Here is a 19,067-nt window from a genome sequence, read left to right on the forward strand (position 1 = left end):
TTCATTGAACCAGCGGGTCGGTGACACCGAGGAGGTAGAGCGCCACCAGGGCGATCAGTCCTGTCATCATCACATAATAAAACGTCGGCCAGATGGTTTTGCGCAAAGTCGCCCCTTCCTGACCGAGCAGGCCGACGGTGGCGGAGGCGGCCACCACATTGTGGATCGCCACCATGTTACCGGCGGCGGCGCCGACCGCCTGGGCCGCCACCATCATGGCACCGGACAGCCCCAGGCTGTGGGCAACGCCATACTGAAACTGGCTGAACATCATGTTGCTGACCGTGTTGGAACCGGCCAAAAAAGCCCCCAGCGCGCCCACGGCGGGCGCGAACAGGGGGTAAATGCCGCCGACGCTATCCGCTACGTAGCGGGCCATGGCAATCGGCATGCTAGGCAGATCCGAGGCATTGACGCCGGAGTTGATCAGAATCCGCACCATCGGCACGGTGAACAACAACACGAACCCGGCGCTGAGCAGAACGCCGGAGGATTCCTTCACCGCCGCGCCCAGGGCGGCGGGTTTCATGCGGTGCAGGAAAAAGGTGATGGCCACCACCGTGACCAGGATGCCGCCGGGCAGATACAGCGGCTGGACGTTGGCGCTGATGCCGGTTTCCCCGAGCAGGTCGCTGCAGCCGATGGCCACGCTCTTCAACGCCGCGCCGATTTCCGGGAACACCCGGCTGATCACCAGCAATACCCCGACCAGCACGTAGGGCAGCCAGGCGCGCAGGGTGCCCATGGGGCGGCCGGTCAAATCCGCCACCTTGATTTCCAGGCTGCCCAGCCACTGCCGTGGCCAGTGCTCGCGGTCGGCGAAATCCCACTGCTGTTTGGGGACCAGGAAGTTCAAACGAATGGCGGTGGTGACGATGGCCAGGCCGATCAGGCCGCCGAGCAGGGACGGGAACTCCGGGCCGAGCAGCAGGCCGGTGGCCAGATAGGGCAGAGTGAAGGCAAGGCCGGCGAACAACGCGAACGGCAGCACTTCGAAGCCGGCTTTCCAGCTTTTGTCCTTGCCGAAAAAGCGGGTCAGCATCAACACCATGATCATCGGCATGATGGTACCCACCAGGGCGTGGGTGATGGCCACGCTACTGGTGATCTGCTGCAGAAACTGCTCCCAGCTGGAACCGCGCTCGGTCAGCTCGAGGCTCAGGGCGGCGCTGTCCAGACCGCTGGTGACGCCGACCACAATGGGCGTGCCGACGGCGCCGAAGGAAACCGGGGTGCTTTGCACCAGCATGCCCATCAGTACCGCCGCCAGGGCCGGGAAACCGATCGCCACCAGCAAGGGCGCGGCGATGGCGGCGGTGGTGCCGAATCCGGAGGCGCCCTCGATGAAACTGCCGAACAACCAGGCGATGACGATGGCCTGAATGCGACGGTCCGGGCTGAGTGTGGTGAAGCCCTTATGAATCACGGCAATGGCGCCGGAATGCTTGAGTGTGTTGAGCAGCAGCAGCGCACCGAAGATGATCCACAACAACCCCAGAGTGATCACCAGCCCTTGAAGCGTGGAGGCGAGCAGGCGGTTGAAACTCATGTCCCAGACCAACAGGGCCACCATGGCGGAGAACAGGTACACCACCGGCATGGCGCGACGGGCAGGCCAGCGCAGGCCAATCAGCAGTAGTGCGGCAAGAACGATGGGAGAGAAGGCGAAAAGAGCAAGCAGGCCAGGTTGCATGGCGCGAAAGTCTCCTTGGTATTGTTGTTTGCATCGTCGAAAGGGTTTGTGTAAATTGGTCTTACCAATTATCCAAATTGAAAAACTAGCCTAAAAGCTGATCCTTGGTGCGTCAAGCCAGGGATCGGTACGACCTTTGTCCAGGGAGCCTCTGAAAACGTCATGCCGGACTTGATCCGGCATCTCCTTCTACGAAGCTATGTGCCCTGCGGAGGGAGATCCCGGGTCAAGCCCGGGATGACGGGGCGTTTTTCAGAGGGTTCCGGGTGATCGGGGGGCCGGCTGGCGTGAAGATTTGGATAATCGCAGGATAATTTAATTGGTAAGGCCAATTCTCGAGGTGAGTATGAATACGGGACAAGTCCGTCATCGGCGACTTTCCGATGAGATCGTGGAGAAGTTGGAAACGATGATTCTGGAGGGCAGTTTCAAGGCCGGAGAGCGTTTGCCGGCGGAACGCGCCCTGGCGGAGCAGTTCGGTGTGTCGCGGCCCTCCCTGCGTGAAGCGATTCAGCAGCTGGTGGTGCGGGGCCTGCTGACCAGCCGCCAGGGCGGCGGCACTTTCGTGGCCCAGCAGTTGGGTTCCACTTTCAGTGATCCGTTGCTGCATCTGCTGGAAAAGCACAGCGCCGCCCAGCAGGATCTGCTGGAATTTCGTCACACCCTGGAAGGGGCCTGCGCCTATTACGCCGCGCAGCGGGCCACGGAACTGGATCGCCAGCGTCTGCGCGATGCGTTCGAGACCCTGCATCGCTGCTATAGCGACGCCAAGGTGGCTCGCGCCGAGGAAGGCGCCGCCGATGCCGCCTTCCATCTGGCCATTGCCGAAGCCAGCCACAACGCCGTGCTGCTGCATACCATTCGCGGTCTGTTCGAGCTGCTCAAGCACAATGTGGTCACCAACATCGGCGGCATGTACGAACAGCGGGACGAAACCCGCGACATGTTGCTGGCCCAGCACCGTCAGCTTCTCGACGCCATCCTTGAACAGCGCGCGGAGGACGCCCGCGCGGTGGCGCAGAATCACATCAGCTACGTGCGCGAAGTGCTCGATGAAGCGCGCCAGCAGGCGCAACGAGTGGAGCGGGCCGAGCGCCGCGGGCGGCGTTGAGGGCCCGGTATACCCGCCGTGGGAAGCTTGCTTGCAAGCAAGCTCCCACAGCGGCTTCGTAGGGCAAACTGTGGGAGCCAGCCTGCTGGCGAATGTGGCCTCTGATGTGGGGTGTTCGCTTGCAGGCAAGCTTCCCACAGCGGCTTCGTAGGGCAAACTGTGGGAGCCAGCCTGCTGGCGAATGCGGCCTCTGATGTGGGGTATTCGCTGCAGGCAAGCTTCCAGCAGCGGCTTCGTGGTCTGGTCCGTGGGAACCCGCTTTGGTGAACGTGATCGCCATCACAAAAACAGGACGGCGAATTTCGCTTGTGCGACGAAGAATGGTCGCTTGACGTCTGTCGGGATTATGAAAATGTTTTATGCCGTACCGGCAAACTTCCTCATTCAGCGCCGAAGAACCGGCGTTAGCGCTTTGATACGATTCACTTTCCTTACTGTCATCGAGCTGTCTTCAACGGGTGGGATCATGACGCTTTATGGTCAGTTATAACCCCTTTATAAAGGCCTGTTCGTTGTGGTTATTTGGTTGACAAACTTGGTGGTATAAAAGAAAAAGACGAGCTGAGATATTCCTATTACGGATATGGGAATGACATCATCAACAGGGAGCGTTCCATCTGTGATCTTTCCGCGCACTTCTTCTGATTCCCCTCTTTCCCAACACCGTAGAGCGGCGCCATGAGCATGCTTGTGCAAGCTTTTCGTTCCTTGATCAACGAGCAGCACAATCGCTTGCTGCGACTGAAGTTTCCCCATAACGATGGGCCGGATGCGGTACTGCTGCCGGAGCAACTGGATGCGACGGAAGGCCTGTGCCGGGATTTCAGCTACACGGTGACGCTGATATCCGATGATGCCCATCTGCATGCCAAAAGTTTCATTGGCCGCATGGTGACCCTGGAACTGGTGCGCAAGGACGGTTCGCTTCGTTATTTCAACGGTTATGTTTTCGAGTTTGCCCGACGCGGCACCGACGGCGGCTACGCTACCTATGAAATGCAGCTGGGGCCGTGGCTCAGTTTCCTGAAGTTGCGTAAGGATAATTACCTGTTCCAGAACCAGACCGTGGCGGATCAGACCGCGGAGGTCTTCGCGGATTATCCATTGCGGGACTATCGTACTCATTTTATCAAGCCGGAGGACGATGCCACGCTCACCTTCGCCATGCAGTGGGATGAATCCGACTACAACTATCTGCATCGACGCTGGGAGGAGCGAGGCTGGTATTACTGGTACGAGCATCGGGCCGACGGCCACACCCTGGTGCTCAGTGATGACTCCGCCACCTCGGACCCCGTCGATGGCTCGCAGCGGGTGCGCTATCACAAGGAAGGAGGCAGCCGGGTCAGCGACGCCATCAGTGAGTGGTTCGCCCATCGCCGTCTGGCGTCCACCGCTTACAGCGCCGCCAGTTTCAACTTCAAGAATCCGCAACCGCAGATGGCCAGCGCCGCCACCGTCAATGATCAGGGCATGGTGCCGGACCTGGAGGTTTACGAATACGCCGGGGCCTATGGTTTCAAGGCCCGGGAAAGCGGAGAAATGCAGAGCCGTCGCCGCATGGAGGAAATCGAGGCCCACGCCAAGGTGTTCCAGGGCGAGGGCGATTGCAGCCGGTTGCAGCCGGGCCGCTGGTTCGGACTGGTGGATCATTTCGACCATGATGTGGAAGAGGAAAGCGACCACCAGTTCCTGGTGGTGGAGACGCATCATCAGGCGCGCAACAACTACCTCGGCAAGGAGTCGGTTTCCCAATACGAAAACCGCTTCCAGTGTCTGCGCAAGAAAGTGCCCTGGCGGCCCGGGCGCGGCTTCAACAGTCAGCAGCCCAAGCTGTACGGGCTGATGACCGCCACCGTGGTGGGCCCCAGCGGCGAGGAAATTTATTGCGACGAGTATGGGCGGGTGCGGCTGCAGTTTCACTTCGACCGCGAAGGCCAGAATAACGAGGCCAGTTCCTGTTGGGTCAGGGTGGCATCGAACTGGGCCGGCGAGCGCTTCGGTTTCATGGCGGTGCCGCGCATTGGTCAGGAAGTTCTGGTCCAGTTTCTGGACGGTGACCCGGACAAGCCGATCATCACCGGCCGGGTCTATAACCAGGCCAATATGCCGCCCTGGGATCTGCCCGCCAACAAAACCCAGACCGGGATTCTGACCCGTTCCAGCCAGGGCGGCGGCTATGACAACGCCAATGCCATCCGCTTCGAGGACAAGAAGGGCGAGGAGCAGCTCTGGATCCACGCGGAAAAGAATCAGGATATTGAAGTCGAGAACGACGAGACCCACTGGGTCGGTCAGGATCGCAGCAAAACCATCGACCGCGATGAAACCAGCCACATCAAGCGCGACCGCACCGAAACCGTGGATCGTGATGAAACCATCACCGTGCACAACAACCGCACCGAACGGGTGGACCAGAACGAGACCATTTCCATTGGCGCCAATCGCACCGAGGACGTGGGCGACAATGAGAATGTGGTGATCGGCGGTAATCAGACCGAACTGATCAAACAGGCCAAGGCGGAAACCGTGGCCCTGGCCAAGGCGCTGACCATCGGCGGGGCTTATCAGGTTTCCGTGGGCGCGGCCATGAACACCACGGTGGGGCTGTCCCAGTCGGAGCAGGTGGGCATCAATAAATCGGTTCTGGTGGGCAAGCGTTTCACCATCAATGCGCGGGATGAGCTGTCCATCACCGTTGGCAAATCCTCGCTGGTGATGAAGTCCGATGGCACCGTGCGCATCAACGGCGTGCAGTTTGAGTTTGGCGCCAGCGGGCCGGTTCACATCATCGGCAAGGACGTGGATATCAACTGACCGATGGAATTCCGCAACCTCACGCCTTTCGATGCGCTTTGCTACGGTGGTCTGGATCCGGCCGGCGCCGAGCATCGCATCATCGCGATGAAGGTGGGCTACCGTCTTGTTCCCGATGACAACGAAGCCGGCGTGTTCCATGCCCGGGTGATGGACGATGAGCCGCTGCCTTTGTGTATGGAAGACCGTTACTACGGGGAGCCGGGGCACTCCAGTGCTTTCGAGGAAAGCGACCTGGCGCCGTACAAACCCAAGTGCGATGTCTTGCTCAGAGGGCAGGCTCATGCTCCCGGGGGCAAGCCGTCCCGATCATGGCGGGTGCGCTTCAAGTTGAGTCTGCCGGTGGCTCCCGCGAATATACAGACACCACCGCCGCGGCCGCTCAATCCCCGTATGCCGTTGTCGGAAAAACAGCGGGATCAGTGGAAGCTTGAGCTTCAGCAGGCGGAGCGGACTCGATTGCAGGCGCCCACCACCCGCGTGCTGATGGACAAGGTGCTCCAAGTCACCGGGGAGCGTCATTTCAAACGCCGCTGGGGCCGCTGGTGGTTGTCCCGCCCGGCCCGCGCCCGGACGGTGCCGTTGCGCTGGGAATATGCCTTTGGCGGGCGTAGTGAAGTCGCCAATCCCGACCGTGCCGGCAATCCATCCGCGCCTTCTCACTGGCTCAATGAAGTCTGTTTCAGCAACCCCTTGGGGTGTGGCTGGATCGAGCGCCGTCATCGCCGCCTGGCGAACAAGGCCGGTCAATCGCTGACCCGGCTGCCGGCGCCGCGAATTGAAGATCCACAACAGCCATGCAGTGAGCTGGTTCAGGGCCGTCATCCGGAAGGTGAACAGGACGCCAGGGCAATGGCGAGTCTGGCCGCCGGGTACGGCGCCACGCCGGCGGGGTTTGGTATCGTCGGTCGTGCCTGGGCGCCAAGACTGGCTCATGCCGGGAGTTACGACGATGAGTGGTTGAAACGGCGTTGGCCCGGTTTGCCGGAGGATTTCGATTTCGCCTATTGGAATGGCGCGCCAGCGGATCAGCAGATCGAGTATCCGCTGCCGGGGACGCGCATCGAACTGTGGCATCTGACCGACCCGTCGCAAACGCCGCGCGGCTATTTGCGAACCGAGCTGCCGCAACACAAGCCCTTTGTTTTGTTGCGCATGGAGAATGGCGCCATGGTGCCGATGCCGCTGCTGACCGACACCCTGATCGTCGATACCGAAACCATGGAACTGCATGTGACCCACCGGATTTCGATTCCCCAGGGGACGCCGGTACGCGTGATCGAAGCCCGGTTTGAGACCGATCCGGAAGCGCCGCTGGTGAAGGCCGGGATCGAGGTGGAGGAAACCACGGATGGCGGATGATTACATCGCCCGCAAGCAAGGTGGCTGGAAGGTGGTGAGCCTGGCCCCGGATGTCTGCAAGACGCCCATGGGCAGCAGCACGCCGCCGGTGCCGTACCCGGTCACCGCCGAGCTGGCACAGAGCGGCAAGACCGCGGCCACGGTGCGTGCCAACGGCCATGAATTGGTGCTGTTCGACGCCAGCCTGGTATCGAAAACCCTGGGCGATGCCGCCGGCAGTGCCAAGGGGGTGAAGAGTGGTACGGTGGGGGCGGCGAGCTGGCCCAAGGGGCGCAGCAGCAGTGTCTTTGTGCAAGGCAAACCGATCGTTCGCCATGACGACGAATTCTGGATGAACGGCAGCCATGGTGGCAACTGGACCATTGCCGAGCTATTGAAGGTGCTGTGTCCCAAGGATAAGGACGTGGTGGACGATCTGGCCAAGACCGATGTCTACATTGCCGATGATATCTACTATGACGACCTTATCTACGACGGTAGCGAATGGATTGTTGACCGCTTTCCTGGCGGCGGCTCCTGGGGGGGCGATTCTCTATTGATGCTGGCGACCGGGTCCGCGCAGGCCGCCGCGACCACCGCCTATCACGAGTTGATACATAAACATCAGGACCCGTCCATGAGCTGGCAGGCGATGGAGGAAGATGCCTACTACAGAACCGAGGCGTGGGCCATTGAACGAGGGATGCCAGCCCCGAACATCGACGGGTTCGAGTTCCGGACCACCAACGCGGATGGCGCGCTCGTGCCTAACAGTGATGACATCGAGCGATTCGTACAAGAGACTTATCCTATTCCGGCGGATCCAAACGCGGCTTTTCCGGTGGGAGTGAACGCTTCCGGTGATGTGCAATTGAGCGATGGCACGACGCGGGCACCAGAGAAAGGAGACCGCATAGCGGGACAGGAGGAGACGGCCCGTAAAAGAAAAGTACCCCGCTCGGTGTGGAAGTGCCCGGGTGAAGGCGACACCCCGCCTGAGGAGGAATGAATATGCTCAGGGCCATGGAGCGTTGCTCGTTTTTATTGGGTCTCTTGTGCCTGACCGCCCTGACTCAGGCCTGCGTTGGAAACAACAACGGAAATAACAGCGGGCAGCTCCCGCCGATGGATACCACCATGACCAGTATTGAAGTGAATACCGCCGATGGCGCCCACCCGCTCACCATGGCGGATCTGGAAGCGCTCAAAGCGAACCTGATTGAAGTCCTGTCCGAAAAAAAGCCGGAGCAGGACTACGGCTTCCTTATCGGCGAGCTGCGTGATCATTCCGCGCCCATGATTAGCGAAGACGGTGTGGCCAGGATAGGTGGCTGGCGCCTCACGGAGATTTCCGGGAGGCCGGTGTTCGAACGGCAACAGATGCCGCGGGCGCCGCTGATGCGTTTTTTCCATGCGCCGATTGCCTTGGACAAAGACGGTCGCTGGCGGGTCGCGGACGTCATCATCGTCAAGGTGCGGGGCCGATAAGCACCGGGACCGGAGCGGCTATGGGAAAGGATGCCGGAGATGGATGACGTAATCGTTTTGGATCCGATAACAATCTACGCGGGGCGGGAACTGCCGAACGGAGATTGGCTGCATGTGAACCCCAGAACCGAAGGGGTTCTCATGGAAGTGTTCCCGGCGGATGAAACCATTGAAACGCCGTTGTCCCGGGAGCTGCTCAGCTATGATGACTATGCGGCCTATCGGGAGGCGCACCCGGAACTGGATCTGCCGGAGTTCGAACCGCCGGACGAGGAAGAAGAGGAAGCGCCCATTGGCCGGCAGAATCGCTCCATTCAGAGCCACGGCGGTGGCAACACCATAGGGCGAGTGGTCGGCGAAACCGGCGCCACCCCGGGGCCGGCCAGTGAGGCCAATCCTCCGGTGGAGCCGGAAACCGGGGAGGAAGAAGGGTTCTGGTCCCGGAACGGTGAAGGTATTCTGGACGGCACCCAGTTAGCCCTGGATGGCGTGGGCTTGATTCCCGTGGTCGGAGAGGTGGCCGACGGTATCAATGCCCTGGTCAGTCTGGCGCGCGGCGATTATGCCGGTGCCGCCCTGTCCGCCGCCGCCATGATTCCCTTCGCCGGCTGGGGCGCCACCGCCGCCAAGGGCGTGCGTAAAGGAGCTCAGGCACTGGAGGGAACGGCCAAGGCGGGTAAGGAAGTGGCGGAGGAGGCCGCTGAGCAGACCGCCAAGAAAGCCGACGATGCGCCGGCTAGCGGTGGTGGTAAAGATGGGAAAGGCGATGGCGGTAAAACCAAGGGGCGGGGGAAATGTGTTCTCAGGCCTTACCGGCCCGACACCTGTAAAGCAGAAAAGAAGATCGGGCATCATGTCGTTCCTGATCGGGCGTTCAGACTCGGAGGTCGTAAGGGCCCGGGAAGACGTCAGATTCCCGGTGGCTTATCCGAGTCGGAGGGCCTTGTGATCTGCCTGACGAGAAGCCAGCATACCCGAGTGCACCGACTATACGATCAAAAGTATGAGCCTGGAATCGGCGCACTTGGTTCCCCTCCGGGAACGGCCAGCCTGCTTGCTTTAGAGATGGCGGGAGCTAAAGCTGCTGCTTCGGTTACTGGTTGCAAGACATCCAGCCTTGCGGCTCAGTTACGCGCTTACCATCAGGCGAAAGGAATGGGGCCGGACTTCAAAGTCAGGGCTAATAAGAGTGGCAAGCTGACGCGTGAACTGTCGTTTGGCGACTTGGGTAGTGAAGGCCCCGGGGAATTCTAGAAAAGGCAATACTATGTCAGACACTAAAGGCTCACCGATTACATTCGTAAATGGCTGCGCAATAAATCGGGATATGTACTACATCGCTTCTTCCCCGGACGTTTGGACCGAGTCGGAAGATGCGCCTTATTCCGTGATGTTTATTTACCAGGATCAGACGGAAGAGAAATGGTTCTATCATGAGCTGCCGAACTGGGAGGTGGTCTCAACGTGTTTCCCGGAGCCGATGGTCAACGAAACGCGAAAAGCCTATGCGCTCAACATAGACGGCGAGGTCGAATGCTACAGCCGGGATGGCACCATCGTTGAAGTGATAGACGATGCGGGCGATAAGGAAGGCGGCCCGAATCATGGTCCGGTGAACAGAATTCGCAAGCTGGGAAAACACCTGTACGTTTGCGGCCATGGTGGCCAGGTCTACAGGAGGATGGATGCGGGTTGGGAGCATTGTGATGCCGGTTTGCTGCAGGCTCCCACTTCCGTTCAGCCCTCTTCGGGGACAACGGAAGAAGAGCGACAGCGAATGATCCAGAGCATGATCGATGCGATGGATAATGAGATTGCGCTTTACGACGTCAACGGTCCGGATGAGGATGACCTTTATGTCGTCGGCAGCGATGGCTTTATAGCTCACTACGATGGCAGGGAGTGGAGCCGGCTGGATCGCGTTACCGGCTCTCATCTGAATTGTATTCATGTCGTATCGCCTTCGGAACTATGGATCGCAGGGAGTGCGGGGACGATCTTGCGAGGTAACGCGCGGGAGGGATTCAAAGTCATTGCTCGCAAGACCTCGGAGTGGGACTTTTTATCCATAACGTCCTATGAGGGTGCGGTTTATCTTTCCGCTGACGACGGTATTTATTCCATGCGGAACCTGAACCCGGAGCGTCTGGATATCAGTGACCAACTGAACCTGAGAGACGTCTCCGATATTGAAGCCAGGGATGGTGTTCTTTGGGCTCTTTCGCCGAAAAAGCTGCTTCGCTTCGACGGCAACGAATGGGAGTGCTTTGAACATCCGAATAATCGATAAGTTCGGTTTTGATAAAGCACATCAACTTGGAAATGGTCATGGCTGAATTCGAGGAAGAAAGTTGAATTTGCTACTGGACCTGATTATTCATACCCCTTGGCCGGTTGACTTTTAATCCTGCGTGGTCCGATTTTTATGAGTGTGAATATCAAAAGGGCTATTGATTTTATAGGGCATGCCTCGAGCTATCCGGAACTCGATGATTTCCTGATCGGATCAGGGGTCGAACAAAGGCTGACGGCCGAGGATCTGCCCTCCGCGGAGCTGTTGGCCGACAACGGTACGGTCGTTTTGCAGTTCACCTCTTCCTATGCCGAAACTTATGGCAAGCCACGTAGTGACGGTCTGCTGTTTCTGGAGGATGTCACCGCACAGAATCCGAAGTACGAGGACGATATCGGGCCTTTTACCAGTAATTTGCCGCTGGGCTTAAGAATGGATATGACGGGGAGTGACATTGTGTCGCTGCTGGGAGAGCCGGGCTATAGCGGGGAGTTCTTCGGTGGCCACTTTTTGACCTACGATGGCCTTATCCCGAACATCACCGTTAATATCAAGCTGGATATCAAAAGCAGGGAGATCATCTTCGTCAGGTTCATGCCTGTTGAAGTCTGATAATCCCCGCCTCTGTTCCTCTCTTGAGCGCTAATCGCTATGAACTCAGGGTGGGCTGCAGTGCTACTGTAGGAGCCAGCCCTGCCGGCAAATGGGTTGCCCGGATGATGGAACGATTCGCCAGCAGGGCTGGCTCCTACAGCTGGGGTGTAGCGACACTGTTACTCAGATCGAGAGTGGCCCGGGTGCCTCCTCCCGGCATCGAATCGAAACTCAGTCTCCAACCAAAATGTTCGCAGATCCGCTGGCTCAGAAATAAGCCGAGCCCCGGGCCTGTTCCCGGGGCGGGCTGGGCGCGCAGACTCTGGGTGTAGTCCCGGGCAACCTGTTCCGGGTCGAAGCCCACGCCGGTATCGGTGACCCGCAGAAGCACGCCTTCCTCGGTATTGACATCGATTCCGATGAACCCTTGGTGAGTGTTCTCGGCGGCATTGCGGAGCAGGTTGCTAACAGCGATACGAAGCATGGCGGCGGGCGCGTTCAAGACGATGGCGGGCAGGGAGGCGAGCTCGAAAGCCACCGGCTTGTTCGATACCAGATGTTGATGATCGCGGACCAGCGCGGGCAGAAGTTCACGCAGGTCGCACCACTCCCGGGTGCCGTTATCCGCAGGTTGCTCCCGTGACAGGAACAACAGAGCCGCCATGATCTCATGCAGATTGTCCACGGTTTCGCGGATGCGGTGAAGCGGACGGCGGGCGGTGGACGGCAACTCTGGCAGGGTATCGAGCACATCCACCGCACTGGCGATCACGGCGATGGGGGTACGGAATTCGTGACTGGCCTGGTCGATCAATTGCCGCTCCCGTTCAATGAAACTGTCGACGCGATCGAGGTAGCCGTTGGCCGCCACGGCGATGTGATGAATCTCGATCTCCTTGTAGTCGACCGGCAGACGGGCGCCGGCCTCTCGTGGATCCAGGGACGCCATGCGTTTGGCGATGTCCTTGACCGGCGCGGAGAGGCGTCGGGCCAGTGAGCGTACCAGCAGAATCGCCAACATCAGGCTGATGGCGGCGATCACCGCGCCGAGCAGGGCACCCTGATTTTGTTGTGTTTCCAGTTCCGTGATATCCAGCGCCAGCACCACTCGCTCGGTGTCATTGGGGTGGACCAGAGCCACATAGGTACGCCCTTGCCACTCAATTTGTCGGCTCTGGAATCCCAGGGGCAAATCACGAAAGGGCGGAGGGACGGATTCTTCCCCTTGCCTGGCGGGAACGTACCAGCCACGCAAAGGGCCGACCTGCGGCAACTTCCTGGTTTTCAGAGGTTTGTCGGCGTCCAGATCCGCCAGGGTGGATTCCAGAATAATGCGCCAGTACTGGCTTTCCAGCAGGGACTGGGACAGGTAGCTATGGAAGGCGATGACGGCGGTCAAAAGGATGATCACCAGCAGGAAGCTGCTGTTGATCCGCCGGCGAAGACTGGTATGCCGGCAGCTATTCATGGTCTAGCTGGCACAACCGGTAACCCACCCGGGGCGCCGTGTGAATCAGCTTTCTGCTGAATGGACGATCCACCACCTTGCGCAGGTGGTACATGTGCGAGCGCAGAATATCCTGATCCGGCGGGCCGTCGCCCCAGAGAGTGGACTCCAGTTTTTCCCGGGGCACGACTTTGGGGGATGCCCGCATCAAAACTTCCAGCAGCCGCCGACCGGCCGGCGGCAGGGAAAGCATGCGACCGCCGCGTTTGATTTCCAGTGTCTGAGGGTCAAACCGCAAGTCACCCACGCAGAGGTCGGCGGAGCCGGCATCCCAGCCCCGGCTGACCAGGACGCGCAGGCGGATTTCCAGTTCCGCCAGAGCGAAAGGTTTGATCAGATAGTCGTCGGCGCCGGCCTCGAAGCCGGCGATTTTGTCCGGCAGTTGGTCCTTGGCCGTGAGCATCAGCACCGGCGTGGCGAGGCCGGCTTCGTCGCGCAGGCGTTTCAGGAAATCGAGCCCGCTCAGGCGTGGCAACATCCAATCCAGGACGATGACATCGTAGTGGTTGTGGGTGGCCAGATGCAGTCCGGACAGACCGTCTGGTGCCGCATCCGGATAATGACCACGGGCTTCCAGGTAATCGAACAGGTTGCCCGCCAGGGCACTGTTGTCCTCGATGATCAAAACTTGCAGGTGGTTACAGCCCGCCAACTGGATCATGGTGCCCCTCCCGTGAAGCCTTAAAAGCGGTAGCCAATGAACAGAGCCGCCCGTGGCTGGGTGGCGGAACCGTGGTCCTCCACCAGAGGACTTTCGGCGGCGTCGCCGAGCAAGCGCGCCACGCCCACCTGTGCGCGCACCAGCCAATGCCGGCTCGGGGAATAGTTCAGTCCCAGGCTCAGTCCTACATCTTTCATGCCAGCTTCGGCTTCATGCGCAGGCAGCCCGGTTGTCATCGCCTGATCCGGTGTGACTCCGAAATAGGTGTCGGTGAAATCGGCGTCGGCCCAAGTGGCGCTGGCCTCCAGTTCCAGTTGTAGACGCGGATTGAGGGTGAAAGTTCGGCCCGCTTCCAGATCAATTTGCAGGCCGTCGTGGCTGCTGGAGAGGTCCTGATAGACGGCCAGTTGCGCTTTCCAGGGGCCTCGCCCGACATTCAGGGCAAGCCCTCCGTCGACGCCGGCATCGATATCCTCCAGGCCCTCAAGGATCGAATTGTCGTCGCTGTCGCGGCCGGAATGATAACGGGCCACCGCATCCAGTCCCCACACGCCATTGCCCCATAATCGCGCACCGGCGGTGGTGCCACGCAGATACAAGCGCTCCCCGTACTCGGCGAAGATCAGCGGTACCGCGCGTGTCTCGAGGTCGTCGGAGCCCGGGTAATCGGGACGGTAAAGCGCGCCGGCGCCAAGGATAAGGCGCCAGTCCGATTTACCGTGGGGCTCTTTGTCGGAAGGCGTGGGGGAAGCGAATACGGTGGGTGGGAGGGCCAATACCAGAATCAGACGGATGGCTCGCGCGTCCCGCCAGCCAGGGCGGGGGGCAAATGTAGACGATGGGAACATGTTCTCCTCCGATCGGCCGGTGGGGCCAGGAGATTCACCCTAGCGTCGCCGGTGTGGAGGAAATGTCGTTGGCTCGTGGGGAAAGCGCCGGGCGGCGATTTTTCGTACCGGCGTGGATGCGGTAGCATAAGCGCCACTTTTATCAAGGAGGATAAGACCTTGGAGTTATTGGGACTGCTCAAACTGCTGTTCATTCTGGTGGTGCTGGGGCTCACTGTCAGCAGCCTGATCGGCTATTCATCCCGTCGCCGCCGGAGTGCCAAGGCGTTGGCCGAAGTGCGCGAGCAGGGCGGCGCGATTCGCCGGTTGAGCGAAACGGAGCGGCAGGCCTTGCCGCCGGTCTACGATCCGGCCAAACCGAAGCGTCCGCTGGCACTGGAAAGCGATGAAGTATTCCTGCTGGAAGGCGCCTATTCCCGTCATGGTCTCGAATCCAACGGAACCAGTACCTGGCATGACATCATTGATGGCGTGGAGGTGTTCCTGCCTTATGACGCCGACCTGTTCCTGGCCGAGCATAACCGCGCCGAAGTGGTGTTCGCCGGCAAGATGGCGGTGGTGGTCGGGTTGAATCAGGAGTTCGATTTGCTCAGCGCGGTGGAGCGGGATCAGCGCCGCAACACCGCGGATCAACAATGGCGGGACGGTGCTCGCGGCGCTTTACAGGATGTGTTCGTCGGCAACGACGAAGACCGCGATGACGATCCGGATCGGAACAAGGAAAAGGACGAAGAGGAAGCCGCGCGTAAACGCCGGGTGGACATTTACGCCCAGCGGGACGAGACCGTGGCGGAGATCGAAGCCCGTCGCGGCCGCGGCGTGGGGCTCTTGCCGGGGCTGTTGCTTACTTTGGCGTTCATCGGCCTGGGGATCGCCACGGCCCGGACCGGCGTGTTGGCAGTGTCCCTGTGGAGTGGCGCCGCTGTGCTGTTGACGGTCTGGGCGTTGTGGCTGTTCTGGCGCCGCTGGCGCCCCGGTCCGCCGCAGAAGGTGAATACGGTTACCGGTACCCTGAATCTGACGCCACTGTTGTTCGACGAAGCCAACAGCCGTGTGACCGTGGCCGCCTCCCTGGGCGACAAGCTGGTCTTCAGCCTGCCGGAACACTGGCGCCCCCATGTGAGCTATGAGGACGGCCAACGCCTGGAGATGGACCTGCGCGTGGACGATTACTCGGTGGTCAGCTATAACCGCCAACTGTCCCTGGACGAGGAAATCCGACGCTTTCCGCTGGCCTACTGGGGGCGCCACTTTACCATGGCGCTGGTGGCGGGTGTGGCGCTGGTGGCGGCGCTGATGTTGTCACGGGGGCCTTGGGCCGATCTGATGCTGACCTGGAATGCGGTGTCCGGAGCGAGTTATGTGGAGGTACGGGAGGCGTCGGATCTGCTGGCGGCGCCGCCGGGTCCCGGCACCATGGTGGACCTGTCCGGATCGGGACGGTGCCAGGTACGCGCATCGATGGGGGATTGGCAGTACCCCAGAGTGCACTGTGACTGGATCCGCTGGGGGGGCGATACCTCCGCGCTGCCCCGGGTGGAGGTCGATGAGCTCACCGACGCGCTGTTCGCCGACGAGGTGGTGAAAACGCGCCGGGATCCCTATGTGGAAATGATGGTGAAGCTGTACGGCCGGGATCCGGGTCAGGCGCCGTTGGTGGTCAGCAATTCCAGGGAATTGATTGAACTGGTGGACAGCGCTTGCGGATCGCGGCAACAGCAAGCCTGCGCTTATCTTCGCGATACCCTCGTTGAACACCTCCGTGTCGCCTTGCCGGAACGGCCCACGGATTGGGAAACGTTGCGCGAAGAGGTGGTCGGCTATGACGGTGAGAAACCGCTGCAAGCGGTAATAGGGCGCTCTCAGCTTAGCCTGGTGAAGCGCCGTTTGCGCGCGGTGGGGCAGGAACGAGCGGAACAGGCGGTACCGGATCTTGGCCGCGAGATCCATGAGAGCGAAAAAGGTGGTGTGCTGGTGCACATGATCGGCGACCCCGGGCTGACGCCGGCATCAATGACCGATATTCAGTTGTGGCGGCGTTTCGTCGAACTGACCACGCCGGGCAGTGCGGCGCCATTCTCGGCGAAGGGGATGGTGGTCCATCGCGGCGAGGACGATTCGGGCGCGCCGATACTGGTGGTGGATGTCACCCGCCAACTGGACTGGCCCTGGCGTTCGCTGCTGCTCTCATTCTGGATACTGCTGTGCGCCGTGCTGTTGCCGGTTCACGTCTGGCTGGCGGTACAGCAGTACCGCGCCCGGCGGCGCCGCGAAGCGGATCTGGCCCGGCTTCATGGCTGGGCGTGAGCGTCCCACAGCCGCTTCGTAGTTGAGTCTGTAGGAGCTTTTTCCGGGCGGCGGGCCGCTGCAAGCGAATTGCACCACGTCTAAAGAATTCGCTTGCAGGCAAGCTCCCACAGGGGCTTCGTAGCATGGTCTGTGGGAGCTAGCCTGCTGGCGAATTAGCACCCGACGCGGGATATTCGCTTGCAGTGGCCCGCCGCCCGGAAAAAGCTCCTACAGCGGGTTCGTCGTGTCTGGGGTGAATGATCACGCCGCCAGCCGGGGGGGGATGCGCGGCGCCAGCCAGTCGATCACATAGCGTACCCGGCGTGACAGCAGTTGCGAGTGCGGGTAGGTCAACAGCACGGGGCTGGGATCCGGCTCGAAGGCTTCCAATACTCTTACCAAAGTGCCGTCCGCCAGGGCATCTCGTACCTGATAGTGATAGAAACGCCCGAAGCCGAGGCCGGCGATGCAGGCTTGCCGGGCGCTTTCGATCTGGTTGGTGACCAGGGTGGGATCAATCCGTACCGTCTTGTCGTGAAAGCCCCAAAGCGGCCCCTGCGGTGCGAACAGCACACAGGGGCGATGTTCCAGTTCTTGCGGCGTCAATGGTTCACCCTGGTTTTCCAGATAGTCCGGACTGGCGCACACCACCGTCGACATATGCCCAAGGGGACGGACGACCAGTGACGAATCCCGTGGGTGCCCGATTCGTATCGCCAGATCCAGGCCCGCTTCGACCAGGTTCACCACCTTGTCGTCCAGCACAAGATTAATACGCATGGCGGGGTGATCGCTGAGAAAGCGGTTCACCAGCGGCGCCACATGATAGCGGCCAAAGGTTTCCGGAGCGGTGATTCCCACGGTGCCGGAAGGCCCCTTCTGGCGCTCCTGCAATGCGCTTTCCGCCTCGCTCACTTCGGCCAGAATGCGCCGGCAGCGCGCCAGATAATCCCGGCCTTCCTCGGTGAGGGACAGTTGGCGGGTGGTGCGATTGAGGAGGCGGACGTTAAGGGAACGCTCCAACGCCGCCAGGCTGCGCACCACCGAAGCCGGGGATTGTCCTTGGGCGTCCGCCGCCGCGCTGAGACTGCCGCTGTCGACGATACGCACGAAGGTGGCCATCGCTTTCAATTTATCCATGCTTTGCCCTCCGGGCTCCTGGGCCGAGCTGACTTGTGCGCCGCGCGTAATAGTGTTCTGCGTTCGGGGCCATTTTTCACCTATCCAAACTAGGTCAGCATCGGTGGCCAATCAATAGGCCGAAAGTGGAGGTTTTGGGCTATGCAGGTGGACGATCCGACGACGTTGCAAGACTGTCCGGTGACGGCGACCGGCTATGACCACGTGGGCATCCGGGTAACCGACCGGCGCCGGTCGCTGCGTTTCTATGAACGCCTGGGATTCCGGCAAACCCACCACTTTCCCGGCGCCGAAGCCAATGAAATGGTCACCGAGGCCGGGGTGCGGATCAACCTGATTTTCAATGGCGCCCATCGGCCAGGCGGTCGCAATGTGTTGCTGGATGAACCGGTGAAACTGCCCGGTATGACGCACCCGGCGTTCCTGGTGGAGGATCTGGCCGCGCTGCAATCCTGGCTGGAGCAGGAAAGTATCGTGATTACCGAAGGCCCCAAACGGATCGGTCCGCGTCGGGTGGCGCTGTTTATTCGTGATCCCGACGGCAATGTTCTTGAATTCAATCAACTGATTCCCGAACAGGACTGATTCTTGAACAGGACCGACTCTTGAGTAGGAGAGCAATGATGAAACTGTATGACCTGGAGCCTTCGGGCAATTGCTATAAGGTGCGTTTGTTTGCCGCGCTGGCGGGGCTGCCACTGGAGATCGAAGCGGTGGATTTTCTCGCCGGCGAACATAAAGGGGAACGTCTTGCCGTGCTGAATCCCTGGGGAGAATTACCGATCCTTGAGGACGGCAAACTGGTGTTGCGGGATTCCCAGGCGATATTGGTGTATCTGGCCGGGCGCTATGGTGGCGAGGCGTGGTGGCCGGGGGAGGCGCACCTTCAGGGAGAGGTGATGCAATGGCTGTCGGTAGCCGCCAATGAAATTCAGCACGGTCCCAACGCCGCGCGTCTGGTCGATAAGTTCGGTTACGCCCTGGACAAGGCGCTGGCGCTGGAACGCAGTGAACGGATTTTAAGGTTGCTGGATGATCATTTGGCGACGCATCAATGGCTCGCCGCTGGCCGGCCCACCATCGCCGAATGCGCGGTGTTTCCCTATCTGGCGGTGGCTTGGGAAGGTGGCGTGGATCCGCGTCCCTATCAGCATGTGAACGCCTGGATGGAACGGATCAAGGCGCTGCCCGGGTTTCAGCCCATGCCCGGAATTTAGTCAGAGGTCGCTACAGGGCCGCTGTGGGAGCTTGCCTGCAAGCGAATCTTTCCCCGAAACACAATTCG

The 19,067-nt window shown here is 60.4% G+C and carries 16 protein-coding genes; 11 read left to right on the forward strand and 5 right to left on the reverse strand.

The window, feature by feature from the left end:
• Position 1: 1 nt before the first annotated feature.
• The gene (locus MA04_RS18165; RefSeq protein WP_262462018.1) at positions 2 to 1,693 is read right to left on the reverse strand and encodes an L-lactate permease; all 1,692 of its coding nucleotides are present in this window, start codon (positions 1,691 to 1,693) and stop codon (positions 2 to 4) included.
• Between the two features lie 346 nt (positions 1,694 to 2,039).
• Between MA04_RS18165 and MA04_RS18170 the strand changes: the two genes are divergently transcribed.
• The 8 genes from MA04_RS18170 (at position 2,040) to MA04_RS18205 (ending at position 11,355) form a co-directional block, all read left to right on the forward strand.
• Positions 2,040 to 2,804 carry a GntR family transcriptional regulator gene (locus MA04_RS18170; protein ID WP_262462019.1) on the forward strand — a complete coding sequence of 255 codons (765 nt, stop codon included), beginning with the start codon at positions 2,040 to 2,042 and terminating at the stop codon, positions 2,802 to 2,804.
• A gap of 678 nt (positions 2,805 to 3,482) precedes the next feature.
• Positions 3,483 to 5,621: a type VI secretion system Vgr family protein gene (locus tag MA04_RS18175; protein ID WP_163126981.1), complete on the forward strand. Its 2,139-nt coding sequence runs from the start codon at positions 3,483 to 3,485 to the stop codon at positions 5,619 to 5,621.
• A gap of 3 nt (positions 5,622 to 5,624) precedes the next feature.
• Positions 5,625 to 6,983 (forward strand): DUF2169 family type VI secretion system accessory protein, encoded by a 1,359-nt coding sequence (locus tag MA04_RS18180; protein ID WP_262462021.1) that lies wholly within the window; start codon positions 5,625 to 5,627, stop codon positions 6,981 to 6,983.
• The gene (locus tag MA04_RS18185; RefSeq protein ID WP_262462023.1) at positions 6,973 to 7,971 is read left to right on the forward strand and encodes a DUF4150 domain-containing protein; all 999 of its coding nucleotides are present in this window, start codon (positions 6,973 to 6,975) and stop codon (positions 7,969 to 7,971) included. Before MA04_RS18180 ends, MA04_RS18185 begins: the two co-directional genes overlap by 11 nt.
• A gap of 128 nt (positions 7,972 to 8,099) precedes the next feature.
• The gene (locus tag MA04_RS18190) at positions 8,100 to 8,450 is read left to right on the forward strand and encodes a hypothetical protein (RefSeq protein WP_163126984.1); all 351 of its coding nucleotides are present in this window, start codon (positions 8,100 to 8,102) and stop codon (positions 8,448 to 8,450) included.
• 39 nt (positions 8,451 to 8,489) lie between these two features.
• Positions 8,490 to 9,704: a hypothetical protein gene (locus MA04_RS18195; protein ID WP_262462026.1), complete on the forward strand. Its 1,215-nt coding sequence runs from the start codon at positions 8,490 to 8,492 to the stop codon at positions 9,702 to 9,704.
• A gap of 73 nt (positions 9,705 to 9,777) precedes the next feature.
• Positions 9,778 to 10,740: a beta propeller repeat protein gene (locus MA04_RS18200; protein WP_163126985.1), complete on the forward strand. Its 963-nt coding sequence runs from the start codon at positions 9,778 to 9,780 to the stop codon at positions 10,738 to 10,740.
• Between the two features lie 135 nt (positions 10,741 to 10,875).
• Entirely contained in the window at positions 10,876 to 11,355 is a 480-nt protein-coding gene (locus MA04_RS18205; protein WP_163126986.1) for a hypothetical protein, read from the forward strand.
• A gap of 136 nt (positions 11,356 to 11,491) precedes the next feature.
• On the opposite strand, the gene MA04_RS18210 is transcribed toward MA04_RS18205, so the two are convergent.
• From MA04_RS18210 to MA04_RS18220, 3 genes are read right to left on the reverse strand one after another with little or no spacing between them, the layout of a single operon-like run.
• On the reverse strand, positions 11,492 to 12,805 hold the full coding sequence (locus MA04_RS18210; RefSeq protein WP_262462028.1) for a sensor histidine kinase: 1,314 nt from the start codon (positions 12,803 to 12,805) through the stop codon (positions 11,492 to 11,494).
• Positions 12,798 to 13,505 (reverse strand): response regulator transcription factor, encoded by a 708-nt coding sequence (locus MA04_RS18215; RefSeq protein ID WP_449355856.1) that lies wholly within the window; start codon positions 13,503 to 13,505, stop codon positions 12,798 to 12,800. Before MA04_RS18215 ends, MA04_RS18210 begins: the two co-directional genes overlap by 8 nt.
• A 20-nt stretch (positions 13,506 to 13,525) precedes the next feature.
• A complete protein-coding gene (locus MA04_RS18220) occupies positions 13,526 to 14,353 on the reverse strand; it encodes a MipA/OmpV family protein (RefSeq protein ID WP_262462029.1) in 828 nt (275 codons plus the stop codon).
• A 159-nt stretch (positions 14,354 to 14,512) separates the two neighbouring features.
• Between MA04_RS18220 and MA04_RS18225 the strand changes: the two genes are divergently transcribed.
• The gene (locus MA04_RS18225; RefSeq protein ID WP_262462030.1) at positions 14,513 to 16,660 is read left to right on the forward strand and encodes an intracellular growth attenuator family protein; all 2,148 of its coding nucleotides are present in this window, start codon (positions 14,513 to 14,515) and stop codon (positions 16,658 to 16,660) included.
• Between the two features lie 243 nt (positions 16,661 to 16,903).
• Here MA04_RS18225 and MA04_RS18230 read toward each other — a convergent pair whose 3' ends face one another.
• Positions 16,904 to 17,782 (reverse strand): LysR family transcriptional regulator, encoded by an 879-nt coding sequence (locus tag MA04_RS18230; RefSeq protein WP_163126990.1) that lies wholly within the window; start codon positions 17,780 to 17,782, stop codon positions 16,904 to 16,906.
• 141 nt (positions 17,783 to 17,923) lie between these two features.
• Between MA04_RS18230 and MA04_RS18235 the strand changes: the two genes are divergently transcribed.
• Complete coding sequence (locus MA04_RS18235) at positions 17,924 to 18,367, forward strand: VOC family protein (protein ID WP_163126991.1); 444 nt, start codon at positions 17,924 to 17,926, stop codon at positions 18,365 to 18,367.
• A gap of 35 nt (positions 18,368 to 18,402) precedes the next feature.
• A complete protein-coding gene (locus MA04_RS18240; RefSeq protein ID WP_262462032.1) occupies positions 18,403 to 18,999 on the forward strand; it encodes a glutathione S-transferase family protein in 597 nt (198 codons plus the stop codon).
• The last annotated feature ends 68 nt before the right edge of the window (positions 19,000 to 19,067 follow it).

This window comes from Alloalcanivorax balearicus MACL04 (assembly GCF_025532145.1).
GTDB lineage: Bacteria > Pseudomonadota > Gammaproteobacteria > Pseudomonadales > Alcanivoracaceae > Alloalcanivorax > Alloalcanivorax balearicus.

What these genes read in the sequence shown, in the direction of transcription:
- MA04_RS18195 (WP_262462026.1), top strand. Translation starts at nt 8,490, where the DNA reads ATGGATGACGTAATCGTTTTGGATCCGATAACAATCTACGCGGGGCGG.
- MA04_RS18240 (WP_262462032.1), top strand. Translation starts at nt 18,403, where the DNA reads ATGATGAAACTGTATGACCTGGAGCCTTCGGGCAATTGCTATAAGGTG.
- MA04_RS18205 (WP_163126986.1), top strand. Translation starts at nt 10,876, where the DNA reads ATGAGTGTGAATATCAAAAGGGCTATTGATTTTATAGGGCATGCCTCG.
- MA04_RS18180 (WP_262462021.1), top strand. Translation starts at nt 5,625, where the DNA reads ATGGAATTCCGCAACCTCACGCCTTTCGATGCGCTTTGCTACGGTGGT.
- MA04_RS18200 (WP_163126985.1), top strand. Translation starts at nt 9,778, where the DNA reads ATGTACTACATCGCTTCTTCCCCGGACGTTTGGACCGAGTCGGAAGAT.
- MA04_RS18165 (WP_262462018.1), bottom strand. Translation starts at nt 1,693, where the DNA reads ATGCAACCTGGCCTGCTTGCTCTTTTCGCCTTCTCTCCCATCGTTCTT.
- MA04_RS18175 (WP_163126981.1), top strand. Translation starts at nt 3,483, where the DNA reads ATGAGCATGCTTGTGCAAGCTTTTCGTTCCTTGATCAACGAGCAGCAC.
- MA04_RS18235 (WP_163126991.1), top strand. Translation starts at nt 17,924, where the DNA reads ATGCAGGTGGACGATCCGACGACGTTGCAAGACTGTCCGGTGACGGCG.
- MA04_RS18190 (WP_163126984.1), top strand. Translation starts at nt 8,100, where the DNA reads ATGACCAGTATTGAAGTGAATACCGCCGATGGCGCCCACCCGCTCACC.
- MA04_RS18210 (WP_262462028.1), bottom strand. Translation starts at nt 12,805, where the DNA reads ATGAATAGCTGCCGGCATACCAGTCTTCGCCGGCGGATCAACAGCAGC.
- MA04_RS18185 (WP_262462023.1), top strand. Translation starts at nt 6,973, where the DNA reads ATGGCGGATGATTACATCGCCCGCAAGCAAGGTGGCTGGAAGGTGGTG.
- MA04_RS18170 (WP_262462019.1), top strand. Translation starts at nt 2,040, where the DNA reads ATGAATACGGGACAAGTCCGTCATCGGCGACTTTCCGATGAGATCGTG.
- MA04_RS18215 (WP_449355856.1), bottom strand. Translation starts at nt 13,505, where the DNA reads ATGATCCAGTTGGCGGGCTGTAACCACCTGCAAGTTTTGATCATCGAG.
- MA04_RS18220 (WP_262462029.1), bottom strand. Translation starts at nt 14,353, where the DNA reads ATGTTCCCATCGTCTACATTTGCCCCCCGCCCTGGCTGGCGGGACGCG.
- MA04_RS18230 (WP_163126990.1), bottom strand. Translation starts at nt 17,782, where the DNA reads ATGGATAAATTGAAAGCGATGGCCACCTTCGTGCGTATCGTCGACAGC.